At 72.1% G+C, this 20,251-nt stretch carries 20 protein-coding genes; 10 read left to right on the top strand and 10 right to left on the bottom strand.

Features of this window, described 5'->3' with window-relative positions; translation table 11 throughout:
• Positions 1-44 precede the first annotated feature (44 nt).
• Positions 45-542: a transcription elongation factor GreA gene (gene greA, locus ABZX75_RS24145; protein ID WP_355413849.1), complete on the bottom strand. Its 498-nt coding sequence runs from the start codon at positions 540-542 to the stop codon at positions 45-47.
• A gap of 236 nt (positions 543-778) precedes the next feature.
• Complete coding sequence (locus ABZX75_RS24140; protein WP_355413847.1) at positions 779-1,183, bottom strand: DUF4307 domain-containing protein; 405 nt, start codon at positions 1,181-1,183, stop codon at positions 779-781.
• A gap of 119 nt (positions 1,184-1,302) precedes the next feature.
• On the opposite strand from ABZX75_RS24140, the gene mca reads away from it, so the two are divergent.
• Positions 1,303-2,184, top strand: coding sequence for a mycothiol conjugate amidase Mca (gene mca, locus ABZX75_RS24135; protein WP_355413845.1), 882 nt, complete (start codon positions 1,303-1,305; stop codon positions 2,182-2,184).
• A gap of 2 nt (positions 2,185-2,186) precedes the next feature.
• Positions 2,187-2,408, top strand: coding sequence for a hypothetical protein (locus tag ABZX75_RS24130; protein WP_355413843.1), 222 nt, complete (start codon positions 2,187-2,189; stop codon positions 2,406-2,408).
• Between the two features lie 122 nt (positions 2,409-2,530).
• Here ABZX75_RS24130 and ABZX75_RS24125 read toward each other — a convergent pair whose 3' ends face one another.
• Together ABZX75_RS24125 and ABZX75_RS24120 are read right to left on the bottom strand one after the other, a co-directional pair.
• Entirely contained in the window at positions 2,531-5,878 is a 3,348-nt protein-coding gene (locus ABZX75_RS24125; RefSeq protein WP_355413841.1) for a tetratricopeptide repeat protein, read from the bottom strand.
• 171 nt (positions 5,879-6,049) lie between these two features.
• Positions 6,050-6,616, bottom strand: a complete 567-nt coding sequence (locus ABZX75_RS24120) for a Uma2 family endonuclease (protein ID WP_355413839.1) — start codon at positions 6,614-6,616, stop codon at positions 6,050-6,052.
• A gap of 334 nt (positions 6,617-6,950) precedes the next feature.
• Here ABZX75_RS24120 and ABZX75_RS24115 point away from each other — a divergent pair, with 334 nt between their 5' ends.
• Positions 6,951-9,002 (top strand): thioredoxin domain-containing protein, encoded by a 2,052-nt coding sequence (locus ABZX75_RS24115; protein WP_355413837.1) that lies wholly within the window; start codon positions 6,951-6,953, stop codon positions 9,000-9,002.
• Positions 9,003-9,061: 59 nt separating this feature from the next.
• Here the strand turns inward: ABZX75_RS24115 and ABZX75_RS24110 are convergent, their stop codons facing one another.
• Positions 9,062-9,679, bottom strand: a complete 618-nt coding sequence (locus ABZX75_RS24110; RefSeq protein ID WP_355413923.1) for a hemolysin III family protein — start codon at positions 9,677-9,679, stop codon at positions 9,062-9,064.
• Positions 9,680-9,992: 313 nt separating this feature from the next.
• On the opposite strand from ABZX75_RS24110, the gene ABZX75_RS24105 reads away from it, so the two are divergent.
• Together ABZX75_RS24105 and ABZX75_RS24100 are read left to right on the top strand one after the other, a co-directional pair.
• Positions 9,993-11,828 carry a phosphoenolpyruvate carboxykinase (GTP) gene (locus tag ABZX75_RS24105; RefSeq protein WP_355413835.1) on the top strand — a complete coding sequence of 612 codons (1,836 nt, stop codon included), beginning with the start codon at positions 9,993-9,995 and terminating at the stop codon, positions 11,826-11,828.
• 260 nt (positions 11,829-12,088) lie between these two features.
• On the top strand, positions 12,089-12,511 hold the full coding sequence (locus ABZX75_RS24100) for a hypothetical protein (protein ID WP_355413833.1): 423 nt from the start codon (positions 12,089-12,091) through the stop codon (positions 12,509-12,511).
• A 168-nt stretch (positions 12,512-12,679) separates the two neighbouring features.
• On the opposite strand, the gene ABZX75_RS24095 is transcribed toward ABZX75_RS24100, so the two are convergent.
• Both ABZX75_RS24095 and ABZX75_RS24090 read right to left on the bottom strand, forming a co-directional pair.
• On the bottom strand, positions 12,680-13,072 hold the full coding sequence (locus ABZX75_RS24095) for a hypothetical protein (RefSeq protein WP_355413831.1): 393 nt from the start codon (positions 13,070-13,072) through the stop codon (positions 12,680-12,682).
• Positions 13,073-13,160: 88 nt separating this feature from the next.
• Positions 13,161-14,372, bottom strand: coding sequence for a pyridoxal phosphate-dependent aminotransferase (locus ABZX75_RS24090; protein ID WP_355413829.1), 1,212 nt, complete (start codon positions 14,370-14,372; stop codon positions 13,161-13,163).
• Positions 14,373-14,743: 371 nt separating this feature from the next.
• On the opposite strand from ABZX75_RS24090, the gene ABZX75_RS24085 reads away from it, so the two are divergent.
• The 3 genes from ABZX75_RS24085 to ABZX75_RS24075 all read left to right on the top strand — a co-directional run bounded on the left by ABZX75_RS24085 (position 14,744) and on the right by ABZX75_RS24075 (position 15,667).
• Positions 14,744-14,887, top strand: a complete 144-nt coding sequence (locus ABZX75_RS24085) for a hypothetical protein (protein WP_355413827.1) — start codon at positions 14,744-14,746, stop codon at positions 14,885-14,887.
• 29 nt (positions 14,888-14,916) lie between these two features.
• Complete coding sequence (locus tag ABZX75_RS24080; RefSeq protein ID WP_355413825.1) at positions 14,917-15,150, top strand: hypothetical protein; 234 nt, start codon at positions 14,917-14,919, stop codon at positions 15,148-15,150.
• Between the two features lie 163 nt (positions 15,151-15,313).
• Complete coding sequence (locus tag ABZX75_RS24075; protein ID WP_355413823.1) at positions 15,314-15,667, top strand: hypothetical protein; 354 nt, start codon at positions 15,314-15,316, stop codon at positions 15,665-15,667.
• Here ABZX75_RS24075 and ABZX75_RS24070 read toward each other — a convergent pair.
• On the bottom strand, positions 15,664-16,140 hold the full coding sequence (locus ABZX75_RS24070) for a nitroreductase/quinone reductase family protein (protein WP_355413821.1): 477 nt from the start codon (positions 16,138-16,140) through the stop codon (positions 15,664-15,666). The genes ABZX75_RS24075 and ABZX75_RS24070 overlap by 4 nt on opposite strands.
• A 107-nt stretch (positions 16,141-16,247) precedes the next feature.
• Here ABZX75_RS24070 and ABZX75_RS24065 point away from each other — a divergent pair, with 107 nt between their 5' ends.
• Complete coding sequence (locus tag ABZX75_RS24065; protein ID WP_355413819.1) at positions 16,248-17,309, top strand: LysR family transcriptional regulator; 1,062 nt, start codon at positions 16,248-16,250, stop codon at positions 17,307-17,309.
• Positions 17,310-17,414: 105 nt separating this feature from the next.
• Here the strand turns inward: ABZX75_RS24065 and ABZX75_RS24060 are convergent, their stop codons facing one another.
• Positions 17,415-17,600: a hypothetical protein gene (locus ABZX75_RS24060; protein WP_355413817.1), complete on the bottom strand. Its 186-nt coding sequence runs from the start codon at positions 17,598-17,600 to the stop codon at positions 17,415-17,417.
• A gap of 191 nt (positions 17,601-17,791) precedes the next feature.
• Between ABZX75_RS24060 and ABZX75_RS24055 the strand changes: the two genes are divergently transcribed.
• Positions 17,792-19,135, top strand: a complete 1,344-nt coding sequence (locus ABZX75_RS24055) for a carbohydrate-binding protein (RefSeq protein WP_355413815.1) — start codon at positions 17,792-17,794, stop codon at positions 19,133-19,135.
• 95 nt (positions 19,136-19,230) lie between these two features.
• On the opposite strand, the gene ABZX75_RS24050 is transcribed toward ABZX75_RS24055, so the two are convergent.
• A complete protein-coding gene (locus ABZX75_RS24050) occupies positions 19,231-20,238 on the bottom strand; it encodes a YdcF family protein (RefSeq protein ID WP_355413921.1) in 1,008 nt (335 codons plus the stop codon).
• Between the last annotated feature and the right edge of the window lie 13 nt (positions 20,239-20,251).

Below are 20,251 nucleotides of genomic sequence, written 5' to 3'. Positions count from 1 at the left end.
GCACCCGGCCGGGCATCGTGCGTGAAAAGCAGGAAGGGGGGTGATCAGCCGGTGAAGGGCTTGACGTCGAGGATCTTGACCGACGCCTTCTTGCCGTTCGGGAGCTCGTACTGGGCGTCCTCGCCGATCGCCTTGCCCATCACGCCGGTGCCCAGCGGGGACTGCGGGGAGTACGTCTCGAAGTCCGAGGACGCGTACTCACGGGAGGCCAGCAGGAACTCCATGGTGTCGTCCTCGTCGCCGTCGAAGGCGATCTTGACGAGGGTGCCGGGAGCGACCACGCCCTCGGCGGCGGGCGCGGTGCCGACCTTCGCGTTTTCCAGGAGCTGCGTCAGCTGACGCACGCGGAGCTCCTGCTTGCCCTGCTCCTCCTTGGCCGCGTGGTAACCGCCGTTCTCACGCAGGTCGCCCTCCTCGCGGGCGGCTGCGATCTTCGTGGCGATCTCCGTGCGTGCGGGACCAGAGAGGTAGTCCAGCTCCGCCTTCAGCTGGTCGTACGCCGCCTGGGTCAGCCAGGTGACGCTTTCGCTCGTCTGGGTCACGGGTGCTCCTCGTCGGTACAGGGGACTACAAGGCCGCCAGCGGCGGACGAAACCACGAGCCTAACAATTCGGGAAGAAAAGGGGGAGGACCCCAGCCGCTGATCGGGTGCGGAACGCGTCACGACGTCTCGCGCCGCAGGGCCGGTGGCGGGCTCCCGCACTTCAAGGATGCCCCGGCCCAGGCGCCCCGACGCGCGCGCCGTCGCGGCCGGCCGCTCACGGTGCCCGCCGACCGCTCACGGCGCCGGCTGGCAGCCGATCAGCTCGACCGTCGCGGCGCGGCCGGTCGTCTTCAGCGAGACGACCTCGTCCACCCGCGAGCCCGGCTGCGCGAAGGTGAAGTCCGCGCGGCCCACCTCGCCGTGGTCCTTGTCCTGGGAACCGAGGGTGCAGACACCGGTGACCGAGGTCTCCTTGCGGACCTCCAGGTGCACCTTCACCTCGGTGTCCGAAACCACCTGGAACTTGATCACCTCGGCGCTGACGCTCTGGCCCGCGACGTAGCCCCAGCCGATCCAGCCCACCACACCGAGCAGACCGACGCCCAGCACCGATCCGACGATCTTGAGCTTCCGGTCCGCACGCTCGTCCGCCGACCGGCCGTACCGGCCCTCGGGCAGCCCCTCGCGCACCGTGCTCATCGATCGTTCCTTCCGAGAGGGCGGGGCCGGGCCCGTGCGGGCCCACCCCAGGAATTTTCCGTCCCCCGATTCGGTCACTATAGAAGCCGCCGCCCCGACGAATCACAGAGGATCCTGTCTTGACCGAGCAGCTTCGACTGATGGCCGTCCACGCCCACCCCGACGACGAGTCGAGCAAGGGCGCGGCCACCATGGCCAAGTACGTGTCCGAGGGGGTGCCCGTACTCGTCGTGACCTGCACCGGCGGCGAGCGCGGCTCGATCCTGAACCCCAAGCTCCAGGGCGACAGGTACATCGAGGAGAACATCCACGAGGTCCGCGCGCGGGAGATGGACGAGGCGCGCGAGATCCTCGGCATCCAGCAGGAATGGCTGGGCTACGTCGACTCCGGCCTCCCGGAGGGCGACCCGCTGCCCCCGCTGCCCCAAGGCTGCTTCGCCCTGGAGGACGTGGACGAGGCGGCCGGACGCCTGGTGAAGAAGATCCGCGCCTTCAGGCCGCAGGTCATCACCACGTACGACGAGAACGGCGGCTACCCGCACCCCGACCACATCATGACCCACAAGATCTCGATGGTGGCCTTCGAGGGCGCGGCCGACACGCAGAAGTACCCGGAGGCCGAATTCGGCCCCGCGTACCAGCCGCAGAAGCTCTACTACAACCAGGGCTTCAACAAGCCGCGCACCATCGCCCTGCACGAGGCGCTGCTCGCGCGCGGCCTGGAGTCCCCCTACGGGGAGTGGCTCGACCGCTGGAACGAGTTCGAGCGCAAGGAGCGGACCCTGACGACGCACGTGCCCTGCGCGGACTTCTTCGAGATCCGTGACAAGGCCCTCATCGCGCACGCCACGCAGATCGACCCCGACGGCGGATGGTTCCGCGTCCCGATGCACATCCAGCGGGAGGTCTGGCCGACGGAGGAGTACGAGCTCGTGAAGTCGCTCGTCGACACTTCCCTCCCCGAGTCCGACCTCTTCGCGGGCATCCGGGAGAATGCGTAGCTATGAGCGCTACGCACGCAGCACTGAGCCAGGTCCTCCCCCTTGCGGCTGACACCTTCGACAAGAACAAGGTGACCCCCGGAATCCTGGGCTTCCTCGTGTTCGCGGCCCTCGCCCTCGGGGTGTGGGCCCTGATGAAGTCGATGAGCCGGCACATGGGCCGGGTGAACTTCGAGGAGACCCCGGACCGGGCGCCGGCCCCCGCGCCCGAGCGGACCACCTGAGATCCTCCGCGTGACCGCCGCCCCGCCCGTACACCGGGTGGGGCGGCGGTCTCCGCGCGGGTGTGACCAGCCGAACGCGCTGCGCGAGCGGCCGGCAGGCAGGCCGGCTCCCGCGCGCACGGCTACGCCGGGGGAGCCGCCACCGGCACGCCCATGATCTCCCGCGCGTGCAGGTTCGGGACCAGGCCGAGCCGCCACGCCTGCCAGCCCTCCGCCGGGTCCACCCCGCGGCCCAGGATCACCCCGTACGTCTCCAGGCAGTCCGCGAGCCGCCCGTCCCGCGCCGGATGCGGAGCCGCGACCAGCCGCGCCAGTTCCGCCCCCGCCTCCTCGTAGGCGCCCGGGGCGGTCAGGTCGGCGTAGGGCAGCAGCGTGCAGCGCAGGAAGCGGGCCCAGTCCTCCCCGCGCCGGTCCCCGTACGAGATGAACAGCCGCACCGCCTCCTCGCACAGGCCGAGCGCCTGCGAGACCCGGCCGTTGCCCGCGTCCACCACCGCCAGCTCCAGGCACGTCCACGCCTCGCCGTGCGCCAGCCCGATCCTCCGGAAGTCCGCCCGCGCGTCCACCAGCAGCTGACGCGCGAACCCGGAGTTCTTCAGGTTCCCCGTCTGCGCCGCCCGCTGGTCGCGCGTCACCCGGCCCGAGTGGTGGCGGGCGTGCGCCAGCCCGTACACGTCCCGCATCCGCGAGAACATGGTCCGGGCCCGCTCCAGCTCCCGTACCGCCCGGTCGCGCTCGCCGCCCTCCTCCAGCGCCTGGCCCAGGTAGTACAGCGTCCACGCCTCGCCGCGCGCGTCCTCCGCGTCCCGGTGGCGCACCAGTGCCTCCCGCAGCCGCTCCACCGCCGGCTCCGGATCGCCGTCCACCACCCGAGCCCGGCCCAGCTGGGTCAGCGCCCACGCCTGGCCGCGGTCGTCGCGCGTACGGCCGTACAAGTCGAGCGCCAGCCGCAGCTCCTCCTCCGCCCGCGGGACGTCACCGAGCCGCAGGTACACCTGGCCCAGCTGAAAATGCGCCCACGCCTCCCCGTGCACGCTCTCGCTCTCCCGATGCAGGGCCAGGGACCGCTCCAGCAGCGCCATCGCCTCCCCGAGGTGGGCGAGGTCGCGCTCCACCGCCGCCAGCGCGTGCAGCCCCCAGGCCCGGTCGCCCGCCAGCTCCGGCGGCTCCTGCAGCACCAGCGCCTCCCGGATCCGGGCCGCGGCCTCCGGCAGGTTCCCCTGGTGGTGCAGGGTGATGCCCAGCGAGATCAGCGCCATCGCCGCCCCCGCCTCCTGATGCGCCTCCATGTACTGGTCCACCACCGACGTCAGCGTCGTGCGCGCCTTGTCGAGCTCACCCAGCTGGCGCGCCGCGATGCCCGTACGCCACTGCACCGAGCGCACCAGCCGCCCCGGCTGCCCCTGGGCCCCCGGATTCCCGGCCGCCGCCGACGCCACCGCCCGGGTCAGTTCATCGATCTCACCGAGCCGGTACAGGTCGCCGCGCAACAGGCAGAAGTCGCACAGCGCCCCCAGCAGATCCAGCACGGCCTGCTGGTCCACGCCCTCCGAATGCCGCAGCGCCGCGGTGATGAAGCTCGACTCGTCGTCCAGCCAGCGCAGCGCCGCGTCCAGCGAGGTGAAGCCGTGTCCGTCGAAGTGGTCCGCCCGCGTGGACATCTTCCCGTCGACCATCCGGATCACGGAGTCCGCGAGCTGCGCGTAGGTGCGGATCAGCCGCTCGTGCGCCGCGGCCGCCTGCGCCCGGTCCTCGTCCGCCGCGAGGCGCTCCGCCGCGTACGCGCGCACCGCGTCGTGCATGCGGAACCGCTGGCCGCGCACCCGCTCGATCAGCCCGGCCTCCCACAGCTCCTCCAGCGTGCGCAGCGCGGCCTGCTCTGGTACGTCCGCCAGCGCGGCCGCGGCCGCACCGCCGAGCGAGGCCCGCCCGGCCAGCGGCAGCCGCCGCAGCAGCTGCCGGGCCGGTTCCGCCAGCCGGGCGTCGGCCGCGTGCAGCGCGCGTTCCACGGGGTGCGCCCCGGGGCCGGCGGTCTCCGCGCCGTCGGGTTCCCGGCCGGCGCGCGCCAGCGGAGCCAGCATCCGCAGCGCCAGGGGCAGCCCGCCGCTCAGCTCCACCACCGCGTCCACGGCCTCAGGAGCCCCCGTCCCGGCCTCCGGCGCGGCCCCGGCCTCCGCCTGCGCCTCCGTCCCCGCCTCTGGCGCGGCGGCCCGGACCAGCTCGGCAGCCTCCGCCGGCGCCAGCCGCTCGACCGGCAGCTGGTACACCCACGCCGTCAGATCCGCCGGCAGTTCCAGCGGCTCCCGCGCCGTCACCAGCACCAGGCTCTCGGAGCGCTCCGGAACCAGCATCCGGACCTGCGCCGCGTCCACCGCGTCGTCCAGCACCACCGTCACCGGAAGCCCCTGGAGGTACTGGTGGTACAGCTCGCCCAGCCGCCGTACCTGCTGCTCCGCCGAAGCTCCCTCCCGGAACAGCAACTGCTCGCGTGGCGCGCCGAGCCGGTTCAGCAGGTGCAGCAACGCCTCCCGCGTCGACAGCGGCGCCTCCCCGGGCGCCTCCCCCGCTACGTCCCCGGGCCCGGGCTCCCCACCGGGCCGGCCGCCCCGCAGGTCCACCACGCACGCGCCCCGGAACTGGTCCCGCAGCCCGTGCGCCGCCCGCAGGGCCAGAGCCGTACGCCCCACCCCCGGCTCACCGTGCAACACCACGACCACCGGACGGGTCTCCGTACTGGCCCGCGCCGCCCGCACCCACTGCGCGATCCGGGTCAACTCCGCCCGCCGTCCCACGAACCCGCCCGCCGGATCCGGAAGCTGCCCGAACGACTGCTCCAGCACACTGCGCCGCCGCGCCTCCGCGCTCCGGTCCGTCCCGCGCAGCTGTGGCGCGGGCGGACGCACCGGCGGCCGGGGCGCCCGCACAGCGGCCGCCACCGCACGCTGCTGCTCCAGGAACGGCCGTATCCCCCGCACCTCCAGCGCCGACAGCCACTGCAGCCTCAGCTGCTCCGCCCCGCCCGGACGGCCCAGTTCTCCCGCCCGCCGGTTCGCGGCCGGCAGGTACACCGCCGTCACCTTCGCCACCGTCGCGGCGGCCCCCGCGACGCCCGCCACGGCCCCCGCGGTCAGCGCCGTACCCGACGCGACACCGAGCGCCAGGTCCGCCCCGACGGCAGCGGCCGCCGTAACGGCTGCCACCAGCACGGCCGTCGACGCGTTGGCCCGCCGGAACGCCTCACCCAGCGACACGTTCCCCGCCGCCGCCTCGTCCAAGGCCCGCACGTACGCCTCGTACTCCGGCGCCGCACGCTCCGCGAGCGCGTCCAGCGCCTCCCTGCCGCGCGCCAGCAGGGCGGACCGGTCCACCACCGCACCCGGCGCGCCCGCCACTCCCGCCCCCCGCCGGGCCTCCTCCTCCACGGCCCGCCCCAACAGCCGCTCCGCCTCGCCGCGATGGCTGTCCCGCATCGGCATCCCCCTCAGAGAGCTCCGGCAACGTGCGCCAAGTGTCCTGCGGGACGGTGGCGAGCGCGAGGGAATCTGAGCTAGTTCAGAGCTGGGCAGTGTCGTCGAGGCAACTCCCCCGGCCACTTCGCTTTCCCTTGTGCTCAGCCATGAGGAAGTGATCTTCCAGCGCTGTCAGATGGCTCCCAGGTCGACGGTGACGGAGAAGGGCGCCGCAGCCTTGATCACGCCGGTGAACATCTCGCCGTCCCTGTAGGCCTTGGTGGCGGGGTCGAGAACGTAGGTGTAGACGATGGGGACACCGGTGGCGGCCTGTTCGATCCGCCAGTAGAAGGGGATGCCGGCCTTGGCGTACTGGTCCACCTTCACGATCCGGTCGGTGGTCTCCGAGCCGGGCGACACGATCTCGACGACCAGGAGTACATGTTCGGGGCGGGTGGGCGTGAGGTCGATGGTCTCCGCCTGGTAGACGACGACGTCCGGACGGCGGTTGGTGAGCGGAACGTCTTGCAAACGGACGTCGAAGTCCGTGTCGGCGTTCCAGTCCGGGCCTGCGGCGGCGTCCAGGGCATTGGCCAGGATCCGGGCCAGCCGGTTGTGCCGCTTGGACGCGCTCGGGCTCACGGCGACCATCCCGTCCACGATCTCGATGCCGGCACACTGCTCCTCGGACCAGGAGTCGTACTGCTCCGCGCTGATCTGCGTATGCATCCACGCGGGCGCCACCATCTCGGCGGTCATGGTGTACCTCCTTCGAGGAGCCTTGACAGGTCCGGCGCTGCTGGGCTCAGCCTACTGCCCTGGGGTGCCGGGGCGCCCGATTCGGAAGAGTGCCAGGAGATGCGGGACGCCGCCTCCGCCTCGCCCAAGGCACATCCCAACCCGCATAGCTCGCTGGGCAGGATGCGTTAAGCCCGCCCAGTGAACAGCCTCGACTCAATGCTTGTCCGAAGTGAGTTGTTACGAGGGGAGGCTTCGTCCGTCACGTGATGGCGCACAAGCGCAGTCGACCAAGCGAGGCAGAGCCTGTGCGGGTCTCGCCGACGGGGTTGGGCATTGTGAGAGGCTGGGTCGTATGAACCGGCTGGCTGGTGTGACCTCGCCTTATCTGCTTCAGCATGCTGAGAATCCCGTCGACTGGTGGCCCTGGTCGCCCGAGGCGTTCGAGGAAGCGCGGCGGCGTGATGTACCCGTGCTGCTGTCGGTCGGCTACTCCGCGTGCCACTGGTGCCATGTGATGGCGCACGAGTCCTTCGAGGACGAGCTGGCCGCCGCCTACATGAACGAACACTTCGTCAACATCAAGGTGGACCGCGAAGAGCGCCCCGACGTCGACGCCGTCTACATGGAGGCCGTGCAGGCCGCCACCGGGCACGGTGGGTGGCCCATGACGGTGTTCCTCACGGCCGACGCCGAGCCGTTCTACTTCGGGACCTACTTCCCGCCCGAGCCCAGGCACGGGATGCCCTCCTTCACGCAGGTCCTCGAAGGAGTGCGCACCGCCTGGGAGGGGCGGCGCGAGGAGGTCGCCGACGTGGCGCAGCGGATCGTACGAGACCTGGCCGGGCGGCAGCTGGACTACGGGAAGGCGCAGCCCCCCGGCGCCGAGGAGCTGGCGCAGGCGCTGCTCACACTGACGCGGGAGTACGACGCCACGCGCGGCGGATTCGGCGGGGCGCCGAAGTTCCCGCCGTCCATGGTGCTGGAGTTCCTGCTCCGCCACCACGCGCGGACGGGATCCGAGGGTGCGCTGCAGATGGCCGTCGACACCTGCGAGGCGATGGCCCGCGGCGGGATCTACGACCAGCTCGGCGGCGGGTTCGCGCGGTACTCCGTGGACCGGGAGTGGGTGGTGCCCCACTTCGAGAAGATGCTGTACGACAACGCGCTGCTGTGCCGGGTGTACGCCCACGTGTGGCGGGCCACCGGCTCCGACCTCGCGCGGCGCGTCGCGCTGGAAACGGCCGACTTCATCGTGCGCGAGCTGCGGACGGAGCAGGGCGGCTTCGCTTCCGCGCTCGACGCCGACAGCGAGGACCCGATGAGCGGCAAGCACGTGGAGGGGGCGTACTACGCCTGGACGCCCGCCGAGCTGCGGGAGGTGCTGGGGGAGGCCGACGGGGATCTGGCCGCAGCCTGCTTCGGGGTGAGCGAGGAGGGCACTTTCGAGCACGGCAAGTCCGTGCTCCAGCTGCCCCAGGACGGGCCCGCCGTGGACGCCGGGCGGATCGCGGACATCAAGGCGCGGCTGCTCGCCGCACGGGACCGGCGGCCCGCGCCCGGGCGGGACGACAAGGTCGTCGCCGCCTGGAACGGGCTGGCCGTCGCCGCGCTCGCCGAGTGCGGGGCGTACTTCGACCGGCCCGACCTGGTCGAGCGGGCCACCGAGGCCGCGGACCTCCTGGTACGGGTGCACATGGACGGGCGGGCCCGGCTGGCGCGGACGAGCAAGGACGGTCACGCCGGGGCGAACGCGGGGGTGCTGGAGGACTACGGTGACGTGGCGGAGGGGTTCCTGGCTCTCGCCGCCGTCACCGGTGAGGGGGTCTGGCTGGAGTTCGCCGGGTTCCTGGTGGACCTGGTCCTGGACCTGTTCACCGCGCCGGACGGCTCGCTCTACGACACCGCGCATGACGCGGAGAAGCTGATCAGGCGGCCGCAGGATCCCACCGACACGGCCACCCCGTCCGGTTGGACGGCCGCGGCCGGCGCGCTGCTCTCGTATGCCGCGCACACCGGTTCGGAGGCCCACCGCACGGCGGCGGAGCGGGCGCTCGGGGTGGTGGGCGCCCTGGGGCCGCGCGCCCCTCGCTTCATCGGGCACGGGCTGGCGGTCGCCGAGGCGCTCCTCGACGGGCCGCGGGAGGTCGCGGTCGTCGGGCATCCGGAGGATCCGGCGCTGGCGGAGCTGCACCGGGCCGCGTTGCTGGGGACGGCTCCGGGGGCTGTGGTGGCGATGGGTCTTCCGCGTGAAGCGGACGGCAGCGGGGGTGAGTTCCCGCTTCTGGCCGAGCGCACACTCGTAGACGACCGTCCCACGGCCTACGTCTGCCGGCACTTCGTGTGCGCGCGGCCCACGACGGATCCCGTCGAGCTCCGGGAGCAGTTGGGGACGGTTCACCCCTGAGACGACGGGGCAGTGCCGTCGATTCCGGTCGTGCCGGGTCCGTACGAGGCCAGTCGAGGTCAGTGCGCGTAGGCGGCGAGCGAGATGCCGACGTAGTGGGCGACGAAGGCCGCGAGGGTCAGCAAGTGGAAGACCTCGTGGAAGCCGAAGAAGCGCGGCGAGGGGTTGGGGCGCTTCATGCCGTAGATGACGCCGCCCACGCTGTAGAGCAGGCCGCCGACGATCACCAGGACCAGGACGGCGATGCCGCCGGTCCGCATGAAGTCGGGCAGGAAGAAGACCGCCGCCCAGCCCATGGCGATGTAGCAGGGCGTGTACAGCCAGCGGGGCGCGCCGACCCAGAAGACCCGGAAGGCTATGCCGGCGGCGGCCGCGATCCACACGGCCCACAGCAGGGTCCGGCCGGTGGAGGGCGGGAGCAGCAGGACGGTCAGCGGCGTGTACGTGCCCGCGATGATCAGGAAGATGTTGGCGTGGTCGAGGCGGCGCAGGATGGCCTCTCCGCGCGGTCCCCAGGTGCCGCGGTGGTAGACCGCGCTGACGCCGAAGAGCAGGCAGGCCGTGAGGACGTAGATCCCGCAGGCCACCCGTGCCCGGGTCGAGTCGGTGAAGGCCATCAGCACCAGGCCCGCGATCACCACGGCGGGGAACATCCCGGTGTGCAGCCAGCCGCGCATGAGCGGCTTGGCCTCCAAGGAGGCCTCGGCGGCCTCCAAGGCCTGGACGACCGGAGAGGCCTCGGCGGCCGGTGCGGCGGCGTCAGAAGTCATGAACCACATGGTAGCTACGCGCCCGTAGGTTTCCGTTAGTCCTCTTTACGGAAGATTGACGTGAGTGGCGATGCTCACGTGAGAAGCCCCCTGGACATATGCGCACACGCACCGGATGATCAGATGAGTGCGGTCGGCACCGGATGAGCGGAGCGCGAAGCGTCCGGGTCGCAGCCCCCACGGGGCATACACCAAACGAATCCCTCAACAAGGAGCAATCGTGGCGCGCGACAACGCGGCTCCCACCACTTCCGTCCCGACGAATCACCAGGAGCTGATCTCCTGGGTCGACGAGATCGCGGCCCTCACCCAGCCGGACCGCATCGTGTGGTGCGACGGGTCCGAGGCCGAGTACGAGCTCCTGTGCGAGGAGCTCGTCGCCAAGGGCACGTTCAAGAAGCTCGACCCGGCCAAGCGCCCGAACTCGTACTACGCGGCCTCCGACCCCTCCGACGTCGCGCGCGTCGAGGACCGCACCTTCATCTGCTCCGAGAAGGAGGAGGACGCGGGCCCCACGAACCACTGGAAGGCCCCGGCCGAGATGAAGGACGTCTTCACCGGCCCGGAAGGGATCTTCCGCGGTTCGATGAAGGGCCGGACGATGTACGTCGTCCCCTTCTGCATGGGCCCGCTCGGCTCCGAGCTCTCCGCGATCGGCGTCGAGATCACCGACTCCGCCTACGTCGCGGTCGCCATGCGCACCATGACCCGTATGGGCAAGCCCGTCCTGGACGAGCTGGGCACCGACGGCTTCTTCGTCAAGGCCGTCCACACCCTCGGCGCTCCGCTCGCCGAGGGCGAGGCCGACGTCCCGTGGCCCTGCAACACCACCAAGTACATCTCGCACTTCCCGGAGACCCGCGAGATCTGGTCCTACGGTTCCGGCTACGGCGGCAACGCCCTGCTCGGCAAGAAGTGCTACGCGCTGCGCATCGCGTCCGTGATGGCCCGCGACGAGGGCTGGCTCGCCGAGCACATGCTGATCCTCAAGCTCACCCCGCCGCAGGGTGAGGCCGAGGGCCCCAAGTACATCGCCGCCGCGTTCCCGAGCGCCTGCGGCAAGACCAACCTGGCCATGCTGGAGCCCACGATCCCCGGCTGGACCGTCGAGACCGTCGGTGACGACATCGCCTGGATGCGCTTCGGCGAGGACGGCCGCCTCTACGCGATCAACCCCGAGGCCGGCTTCTTCGGCGTCGCCCCCGGTACCGGCGAGCACACCAACGCCAACGCCATGAAGACGATGTACGCCAACACCGTCTTCACCAACGTCGCGCTCACCGACGACGGCGACGTGTGGTGGGAGGGCATGACCGAGGAGGCGCCCGCCCACCTCATCGACTGGAAGGGCAACGACTGGACTCCGGAGTCCGAGACGCCGGCGGCCCACCCCAACGCCCGTTTCGCCGTGCCCGCTTCCCAGTGCCCGACGATCGCGCCCGAGTGGGAGGACCCCAAGGGCGTCCCGATCTCCGCGATCCTCTTCGGCGGCCGCCGCGCCTCCGCCGTGCCGCTGGTCACCGAGTCCTTCGACTGGAACCACGGTGTCTTCATCGGCTCGAACATCGCGTCCGAGAAGACCGCCGCCGCCGAGGGCAAGGTCGGCGAGCTGCGCCGCGACCCCTTCGCCATGCTGCCGTTCTGCGGCTACAACATGGGCGACTACATGGGTCACTGGATCAAGGTCGGCGAAGGCAGGGACCAGTCCAAGCTCCCGAAGATCTACTACGTCAACTGGTTCCGCAAGAACGACGCGGGCAAGTTCGTCTGGCCCGGATTCGGTGAGAACAGCCGCGTCCTGAAGTGGATCGTCGAGCGCCTGGAGGGCAAGGCCGAGGGTGTCGAGACCCCCATCGGCATCCTGCCGACCGTCGCCTCCCTGGACATCGACGGCCTGGACCTCCCGGCCGCCGACCTGGACTTCCTCCTCACGGTCGACAAGGAGGTCTGGCGCGAGGAGGCCGCCCTGGTCCCCGAGCACCTGAACACCTACGGCGACCACACCCCCAAGGAGCTGTGGGACCAGCACCGCGCCCTGGTCGAGCGCCTCGGCTGAAGCTCCGCCTCCGAGGCCTGAGCTTTCCGGACGCATGACGAACGCCCGGCGGGAATCCGCCGGGCGTTCGTCATGCACGTCAGTGCGCCGTGCGCGAGGGCCCCCAGCCGCTCGGCCAGCCCGTCCCCGGTGCGGTTCTGCACGTAGCTTGGTCGCGTGGCGCCGGTAGATCGCCGCAGTGTCCAGGCGGTCCTACTTCGAAATGCTGTGTGGGCCCGTAGGTGCTGGTCGGCGGGGCGGCCGCCGGGGAGGATCGTGGCATGGGCGTGAGCGCGTCGAAGTGGCAGGGCTGGCTGGTCGGTCTGGTGGTGCTGGCCGGACTTCTGGTGTTCGCCCCGCTGGGGCTGTACGTATGGGCCAGCGGCGGCGAGCCGCCCGGGGCGGCGTCGCGGGCGGCGCTGGAGGACGTACGGGTCACCGGATGCCGCGTCGATCCCCCGAGCAGGCGGGTGGTGGCGGCGCTGGAGGTGACGGGGCGGCAGCGGGAACCGGGCGCCTACGTCGTCACGGTGGAGTTCCGCGAGCAGGCCGTGCCGGATCCGGCACGGCGGGCCGCTCAGGCGCTGGTCAAGGTCCCGGGCGTGGTCCCCGGCGGCACCGAATACGCCGAGGCGGTCGGTCCGGTCTGGCCGGTCGCGACGGTGCCCTGGTGCGGTGTGGCGGCGGCGGAATTCACGCGGTAGCCCTCCGCGCGGCGGACGCGCGGAAAGCGGGGCGCGGGGCGGCGAGGATCAACCGCGGGCCGGATCGCAGGCCGCATCGACCGCAGGCCGGCCCCGCGACCCTGCCGAGCCACCCGCAGGGTGTGTGGCACCCGGTCCGGAGCCTCCGCGGCCCCGGACCGGGGCCGTTCAGAGGGCGCCGGCCAGGTCCAGGGACTCCAGGGCGGCGGCGTGGGCGTCCATGCGCTCGGCGGCGAGGATCGCGACGGTGGTGTCCGCGCGGGACGCGGCGACGAGGAGCGCCCGGGCGGCGAGATCGTGTGCGCGCTGGTGCAGGGCGGCGGCGTTCCCGGCGGCCCGCTGCGGCGCCCGGGCGGGCTGCGCTCCACCCAGGCGGGCCACCTGCGCGGCGATCCGGGCGGAGGCCTCTTCGAGCCCGAGTTCGTCCGTGACGGCGAGCAGGGCGGCGAGATGCCCGGCGAGCTGGATGCCGAGGGCTTCGCCGCGGCTGCTGTGCGGGTAGTCGTTGCCGTTGCCGCCCATGCGATGGACGACCGACTTGGTGCGGATCGGCTCGTACATGAGGAGGCCTCCTGCGTGGTCAGGAGACCATCCTACATTGGATTCGTTCTAAAGTTGAGCTGGATCCTGCCGGGCCTCGCCGATGGCCCTACGGCTGTCCGTAACCGTTCAGGAAGTTCCCGATCCGCGTCACCGCATCGCCCAGGTCCTTGCTGTTCGGCAGGGTGACGATGCGGAAGTGGTCGGGCTCGGGCCAGTTGAAGCCCGTACCGTGCACCACCATGATCTTCTCGGCCCGCAGCAGGTCGAGGACCATCTGCCGGTCGTCCTTGATCTTGTAGACCGACGGGTCGAGCCTCGGGAAGAGGTACAGCGCCCCCTTGGGCTTCACGCAGCTGATGCCGGGGATCCGCGTGAGCAGCTCGTACGCCGTGTCGCGCTGCTCCAGCAGCCGCCCGCCCGGCAGGACCAGGTCCTCGATGGACTGACGCCCGCCCAGGGCGGTGGCGACGGCGTGCTGCGACGGCATGTTGGCGCACAGCCGCATGTTGGCCAGGATCGTCAGGCCCTCGATGTACGACGAGGCGTTCTTCTTGGGGCCGCAGACCGCCATCCAGCCGGCCCGGTAGCCGGCGACGCGGTAGTTCTTGGAGAGCCCGTTGAAGGTGAGGGTGAGGAGGTCCGGCGCGATGGCGGCGGTGTTGGTGTGCGTGGCGCCGTCGTACAGGATCCGGTCGTAGATCTCGTCCGAGCACACGACCAGGTTGTGGCGGCGCGCGATGTCCGTGAGCCCGCGCAGCATCGCGTCGTCGTAGACGGCGCCGGTCGGGTTGTTCGGGTTGATGATCACGATGGCGCGGGTGCGATCGGTGATCTTGCGCTCGATGTCGGCGAGGTCCGGCATCCAGTCGGCCTGCTCGTCGCAGCGGTAGTGCACGGCCGTGCCGCCCGCGAGCGAGACGGAGGCGGTCCACAGCGGGTAGTCCGGTGCGGGGACGAGCACCTCGTCGCCGTCGTCGAGCAGCGCCTGCATCGACATCTGGATCAGTTCCGAGACGCCGTTGCCGAGGTAGATGTCCTCGACGTCCAGCTCGATGCCCTTGGTCTGGTAGTGCTGCATCACCGCGCGCCGCGCGGAGAGCAGACCCTTCGCGTCCCCGTACCCGTGGGCGTTGCCCAGGTTGCGGAGCATGTCCTCAAGGATCTCCGGCGGGCACTCGAAGCCGAAGGCCGCGGGGTTGCCGGTGTTGAGCTTGAGGATGCGATGACCTGCTGCTTCGAGCCGCATGGCCTCTTCGAGCACGGGGCCGCGGATCTCGTAGCAAACGTTGGCGAGTTTCGTTGACTGGATCACCTGCATGACGGGAGCTTACGGGCCCGCGCGCGGGCTTGCCGAGCGATTAGAGCGGGGGACCGGGGGAGTGGTATGTCCCGTTATCGCGTGATGGGTGGGTGGCGATGCGGTCCGCCCTTGGAATCCTGGCCGGGCCCGCGCCGCGGCCTGCGGAATGGCTGGGCTCGGGGTGGCCGGGAGCGCGGGTGTTGCGCTCGTCACCTCGGTCGGGAGGAAGACGGCGCGGACGGCCTGGGCGCGGGTCCGGGTGCGGAGCTTGAGCGCGGAGTCGGGTGCGGGGGCCCGCGGTCGCGGGGTCCGGGTGAGTGCGGCCCGGCTGCGCCGCATGAGTACGCGCACTCATGCGGCGGGCCACTCCCGCGCACATGCTTGCCCCCATGAACCAGGGCGAGTGGAAGCCGGCGGACTACCGCCGCGGCACGGAGCGCGTCGGCACGGTCATCGTGGCCCTGGCCGGGGCCGTCATGGCGGCGGCGGCGCTCCTCGCGGTGCTGCTGTTGCTGCTGGTGGCCCGGGCCTGAGCGGCGTCGACGGAGAGGGTGGCGGAGCAGTGGAGTTCGTAGTCGGCGACATGGCGATCAGTACGGCGGGGACGGACGGCGACGACCGGGTGATCGAGTTCCTGGTGACGCCCCGGGCTGGCACCGAGACGGGATGCTTCGCGATCTACCGCGAGTACGAGCAGGGGTGGGAGGCCGCCCGCCTCGCCATCGACCCCCACTCGGGCAGCGTCCCCGTGGCCGCGGTGGAATGGGCGATCGAGTTCGCCCGCGAATACCTCTGAGCCCGGCCGGGCCACCGGTTCGGTGATCAATGCCCCGAACGGGTGGCGCCGGAACCGCTTCGCGCGACACGCCGCGCCGAGCCTGCGTGAAGGATCGATTCGCCCCGTCCGGGCCCTCCTAGGGTCGTGCCGACATGCCCCCTTCGGAAGGGAATCACCCGTTATGAAGCTCCGTAACGCCGCCGCCGCGACCGTGGCGGCCTTCGCGCTGGCCCTGTCGATGTCCGGGTCGGCCGTCGCCGCCCAGGGCCACTTCCACTACAAGTACGTCGACGACATGGGTCGTCAGCAGCATGTCACCCTGCACGACCCGCACAGCGGCAAGTGCATCAACCTCTACGCCGTCGGCGACGACGATGCGCTGCCCGGCTACGGACCGCACAACGAGACCGACTCCATGGTGACCGTCTACCTCGACGTCAACTGCGAGGGCGACGAGTGGAGGCTGCGGCCGCACGGCAAGCCCGCGCGGGACGACCTCGAAGTGCGCTCGGTGCGCTTCGGCTTCCCGGGCTAGCGGCGTACGGGCGGGCCGCCTCCTCCGTCAGCCTCGATGATCACCAAGGGGATCTCCCGGGGTCTGGCGGCCTCCTGGTAGTCGTCGTAGGCGGGCCACAGGGCCGTCATGGCCTCCCAGTACGTCTCCCGCTCCAGCGGGGTCGCCGTGCGCGCCGTGGCCGGGAAGGCCGCGGCGCCCACCTGGAGGCGGACCTCCGGGTGGACGGTGAGGTTCCGGTACCACGCGGGGTGGTCGGGCGCGCCGTAGGCGGCGGCCAGGACGATGTACCGGCCCGTGTCCTCGCCGTAGATCAGCGGGGTGCGGACGGTGCGGCCGGCGGTGCGGTCGAGCGTGGTGAGCAGCAAGGTGGGGACCCCGTGCCAGAGGTGTCCGTCGGCGCCCGCGGTGGTCACGTACGCGCGGACGTGGTCGAGGCGTGGGCCGGGCCGCGGGTCCGTGGGGTGGTCCCAGTCGACATCGAGTGCGTGCATTTACCTGTCCTTAGGGTTTCGGCCCCCGGGCGGCTAACGAGCACTCACCGATTCTGGATGCGGTCGACCCGTAGCGCATGCGCACTGGTCTGGACCAAGCTCGTCGTATGGATCTGGAGCTGAGGCACCTCAAGATCGTCCGGGCCGTCGCCGACGCCGGGAGCCTGACCCGGGCAGCCACCGGGCTCGGGCTCGCGCAGCCCGCGCTCAGCGCGCAGCTGAAGCGGATCGAGCGGGCGCTGGGCGGGGAACTCTTCGTACGCGGGCGGGAAGGCGTACGGGCCACCGCGCTCGGGGAAATGGTGCTGGAACGCGCGCGGGTCGTGCTCCCGGCGGTGTGCGAACTACAGGAGGAGGCCCTGCGGTTCGCCCGCCAGGGGGCGGCGGGCTACCGGCTCGGCGGGACGCACGGGCCGCTGCTCGGCGGGCTCGTCGACCGGCTCGCCCGGGCGGACCCCGGGGCGGCGGTGACCACGTACACGTCCTGGTCCGAGAAGGAGGTCGCCGGGAGCGTCGCCGCCGGGCGGCTGGACTTCGCGCTCGTCGGGGTGTGCGGGGAGAGCGCCCCGCCCGAGCCGGGGCGGCTCGCGTGGAGGGAGGTGGCGCGGGATCCGGTGTACGTGATGCTGGCCGAGGACCATCCGCTCGCGGCGGCTCCGCGCGGAGGCATCGAGCTGGCCGAGCTGGCCGCGGAGGCGTGGACGGACGTGCCGGGGGACGGGTGCTTCGGGGACTGCTTCGCCGCGGCCTGTGTGCGGGCCGGATTCACTCCCGCGTGCGTGTACGAGACCGATACCGCGTCCTGCGTGCACCTGGTGCAGGTCGGGCGGGCCGTCGGGCTCTGCCGGGCCACCTTCCCGCCGACCCCGGGGGTGGTCACCCGGCCGCTGGCCGGGACCCCGCTGGTCTGGCGGCACCTGCTCGGGTGGCATCCCGCGGGGCGGGCGGCAGGGCGGGCGGCGGGGGTGCTGGCGCATGCGAGGGCGGCGCACGCGGGGGCGCTGGCGCGGGCCGGTGGCCTGGCCGGCCGGGGCGGAACGTTGCCTGCGCCCCCGCAGGCGGGGCGGGTGCCGGTGCCATTGCCAGTGCCCGGGGCGTCTGCGTCTGCGTCGGCGTCTGCGGAGCCCACCACGGCGTGGTCCTCGGCGTCCGCGCCGAAGCCGGCGTAACGGCGCGCCGCTCCGGCCCCCGCGCCGAAGCCGGCGTAACGGCGCGCCGCTCCGGCCCGGGGGCGGGTCGGAGCGGGTAGCAGCATCCGGTGCGCTGTGCCGGGGCTACGGCAGGTAGCGCTCGATGACCTGCGGGCCCTCCTTCGCGATCAGCTTGCGGGCCTTCTCGAGCCGCTCCGGAGTCGGCTCCTGGCCTTGCACCATCACGAGGTCCTCGGGGTCGTACGGCCGTTCCCCGCCGGTGAAGAGCCGGTCCGACCGTGTGGGCTGCTGGTCCGATTCACTGTCCATGCGTACCTCCTCCAGTGCTTCCTGGCCCCCATCCTCCGGCGGCGGCCCCATGAACGCACGTCGGCCGGACCTCCACGACGGCCATAACACCGGGGGAGGGGCCAACTGACGGCTCCCGCCCGATCGTTCGGATTTCTACGGTTTCCGCAGACCCCCCGCCCCACCCCCCACCGGAAACCGAGGAGATCCCCATGCTCAAGCGACACGCCCGCGCGGCGTGTACCGCCCTGGCCGCCGCCGGGCTGCTGCTGGCCGGGACGAGCGGCGCCACCGCCGACTCCGACCCGGCCGCCCGCTCGGCCGCCGCCACCCTGCGCACCGCCGACGCCCCGCCCGCGCTGCTCACCGCCCTGCAGCGCGACCTCGGCCTGACCCCCACGCAGGCCAAGGCCCGCCTCGTCCACGAGGCCGAGGCGGGCGCCACCGCCGCCCGGCTCCAGGCACGGCTCGGCGCCGCCTTCGCCGGAGCGTGGGTGGACGGCGCCGAGGCCCGCACCCTGACCGTGGCCACCACCCGGGCCGCCGACACCGCCGCGATACGGGCCGCCGGGGCCCGGGCCGCCGTGGTCACCCGCACCCTGGCCGAGCTGGACACCACCAGGGCCGCGCTGGACCGGGCCGCCACCGCCGCGACCCCGGTCCGGTACGTGGACCCGCGCTCCAACACCCTGGTCGTCGAGGAGGCCGAGCCGGGTGCGGCCGCCCGGCTGCTGGCCGCCACCGGGACCGACGCGGCCCTGGTCACGGTGGTCCGTACGGCCGAGGCCCCGCGCCCGCTCTACGACCTGCGCGGCGGCGACGCCTACTACATGAACGGCAGCGGCCGCTGCTCGGTCGGCTTCCCGGTCACCAAGGGAGCCGTCAACGGTTTCGCCACCGCCGGGCACTGCGGGCGCGCCGGGACCACCACCTCCGGTTTCAACCAGGTTGCCCAGGGGTCCTTCCAGGCCTCGGTCTTCCCCGGCAACGACATGGCCTGGGTCGCCGCCAACGGCCAGTGGACCGCGACTCCGTACGTCAAGGGCAGCGGGGGAGCGAACGTGCAGGTCACGGGCTCGGTGCTGCAGCCCGTCGGGGCCTCGGTGTGCCGGTCCGGCTCGACCACCGGCTGGCACTGCGGGACGATCCAGCAGCACAACACCAGCGTCACCTACCCCCAGGGCACCATCTCCGGCGTGACCCGTACGACGGTCTGCGCCGAACCGGGCGACTCGGGAGGCTCCTACATCTCCGGGAGCCAGGCCCAGGGCGTGACCTCCGGCGGCTCCGGCAACTGCTCCAGCGGCGGGACCACCTTCTTCCAGCCGCTGAACCCGATCCTGTCCGCGTACGGCCTCACCCTCAAGGTGAGCGGCGGCGACCCGGGCCCCGGCCCCGGTGACCCCGAGCCGGGCGGCACCTGGAAGGCGGGCACGGTCTACGCGACCGGCGCCACCGTCACCTACGGTGGGGCCAGCTACCGCTGCCTCCAGGGCCACCAGGCCCAGACGGGCTGGGAGCCCCCGAACGTCCCGGCGCTCTGGCAGCGGCTCTGACCACAGCGACCACCGCGGTGGCCACTGCGACCACCGTGACCGGTTCCAGGGGGTGCCGTGGCTTCCGAGGGGGGAGCCACGGCACCCCCGTGTGCTCAGGTGCCGAGGGCCAGCGCCGCCGTCATGGCGACTATCGCGCCGCAGATGCTCAGGTTGACCGCCCTGTGCTCCCAGAACACCGCCACGAACTCGCGGATCGTGGCACTCGGCCAGAAGTACTTCGCGGTCGGTGAGCCGACCACCTGCCCGTTCACCCCGGCCTTGCGGGCCATCATCGCGGCCCGGAAGGCGTGGAAGTCGTTCGTGACGACCACGCACCGGTAGCCCGGATCGGCCTCCGCCATGATCACCTGGCTGAAGGAGAGGTTCTCCTCCGTCGTGCTGGAGCGGTCCTCCAGCCGTACGTGCTCCCGCGGTACCCCTGCCGCGATGAGCCAGTCGGCCATCGCCCGCGCCTCAGGAAGCCTCTCGTCGTCGCCCTTCCCGCCCGACGGGAGCAGCAGCGGCGCCGGTCCGCCCCGGGCGATCTGGGCCTCGTAGATCCGCTGCGCCTTGCGCAGTCGCGAGGCCAGCAACGGCGGCACCCGCTCCCCGCCGATCAGGCCGGCGCCGAGCACCACCACGTAGTCGACGTCGCGTCGGACCTTGATCCGCCCGTACAGGAAGGCGTAGGCGAGGAAGCAGAGAAAGAGGAACGACACGTACGCCACCAGCAGCACCAGCCCCGCGACGAGGGAGTCGAGGAGGTGCGAGCCCCGGTCGGACACCGCGAGGATCAGCGTGATCAGCGCGAAGATGCCCACCCCCGCCGCGAGGGACAGCAGATTGGCCGGGCTGCGGCCCTCCTTGCGGACCATGGTCACGCCGTTGGCGATGAGGAAGACCCCGAGCGCGAGGATGCCGAGGGCGGGCACGGCGAAGACGAGCAGCACCGCGGCGGCCGGCGCCCAGCCCGGCAGGGCCCCCACTTGGAGGAGCAGGGCGAACGACAGGGTCATCAAGGTCAGGCCGAGCAGCACGGCGTTGCGGAAACGGCGGCGGTCTTTTCGGACACTGGCGCAGAAGGTGACGAAAAACAGGGCTGCGAGGGCGAAGGCGACCATCCGGCCATCGTAA

Origin of the sequence: Streptomyces sp. NPDC003038 (genome assembly GCF_040611115.1) — a bacterium.
Taxonomy (GTDB): Bacteria; Actinomycetota; Actinomycetes; order Streptomycetales; family Streptomycetaceae; genus Streptomyces.
The sequence above is the reverse complement of the archived record's forward strand: the minus strand, read 5'-3'. Positions and strand labels throughout refer to the sequence as shown.

Bases quoted from the DNA above. Each gene is read 5' to 3' on its own strand.
- ABZX75_RS24140 (WP_355413847.1), bottom strand. From the start codon at position 1,183: ATGAGCACGGTGCGCGAGGGGCTGCCCGAGGGCCGGTACGGCCGGTCG.
- ABZX75_RS24130 (WP_355413843.1), top strand. From the start codon at position 2,187: ATGAGCGCTACGCACGCAGCACTGAGCCAGGTCCTCCCCCTTGCGGCT.
- ABZX75_RS24125 (WP_355413841.1), bottom strand. From the start codon at position 5,878: ATGCGGGACAGCCATCGCGGCGAGGCGGAGCGGCTGTTGGGGCGGGCC.
- ABZX75_RS24120 (WP_355413839.1), bottom strand. From the start codon at position 6,616: ATGACCGCCGAGATGGTGGCGCCCGCGTGGATGCATACGCAGATCAGC.
- ABZX75_RS24115 (WP_355413837.1), top strand. From the start codon at position 6,951: ATGAACCGGCTGGCTGGTGTGACCTCGCCTTATCTGCTTCAGCATGCT.
- ABZX75_RS24110 (WP_355413923.1), bottom strand. From the start codon at position 9,679: ATGCGCGGCTGGCTGCACACCGGGATGTTCCCCGCCGTGGTGATCGCG.
- ABZX75_RS24100 (WP_355413833.1), top strand. From the start codon at position 12,089: ATGGGCGTGAGCGCGTCGAAGTGGCAGGGCTGGCTGGTCGGTCTGGTG.
- ABZX75_RS24095 (WP_355413831.1), bottom strand. From the start codon at position 13,072: ATGTACGAGCCGATCCGCACCAAGTCGGTCGTCCATCGCATGGGCGGC.
- ABZX75_RS24090 (WP_355413829.1), bottom strand. From the start codon at position 14,372: ATGCAGGTGATCCAGTCAACGAAACTCGCCAACGTTTGCTACGAGATC.
- ABZX75_RS24085 (WP_355413827.1), top strand. From the start codon at position 14,744: ATGAACCAGGGCGAGTGGAAGCCGGCGGACTACCGCCGCGGCACGGAG.
- ABZX75_RS24075 (WP_355413823.1), top strand. From the start codon at position 15,314: ATGAAGCTCCGTAACGCCGCCGCCGCGACCGTGGCGGCCTTCGCGCTG.
- ABZX75_RS24070 (WP_355413821.1), bottom strand. From the start codon at position 16,140: ATGCACGCACTCGATGTCGACTGGGACCACCCCACGGACCCGCGGCCC.
- ABZX75_RS24065 (WP_355413819.1), top strand. From the start codon at position 16,248: ATGGATCTGGAGCTGAGGCACCTCAAGATCGTCCGGGCCGTCGCCGAC.
- ABZX75_RS24060 (WP_355413817.1), bottom strand. From the start codon at position 17,600: ATGGACAGTGAATCGGACCAGCAGCCCACACGGTCGGACCGGCTCTTC.
- ABZX75_RS24055 (WP_355413815.1), top strand. From the start codon at position 17,792: ATGCTCAAGCGACACGCCCGCGCGGCGTGTACCGCCCTGGCCGCCGCC.
- ABZX75_RS24050 (WP_355413921.1), bottom strand. From the start codon at position 20,238: ATGGTCGCCTTCGCCCTCGCAGCCCTGTTTTTCGTCACCTTCTGCGCC.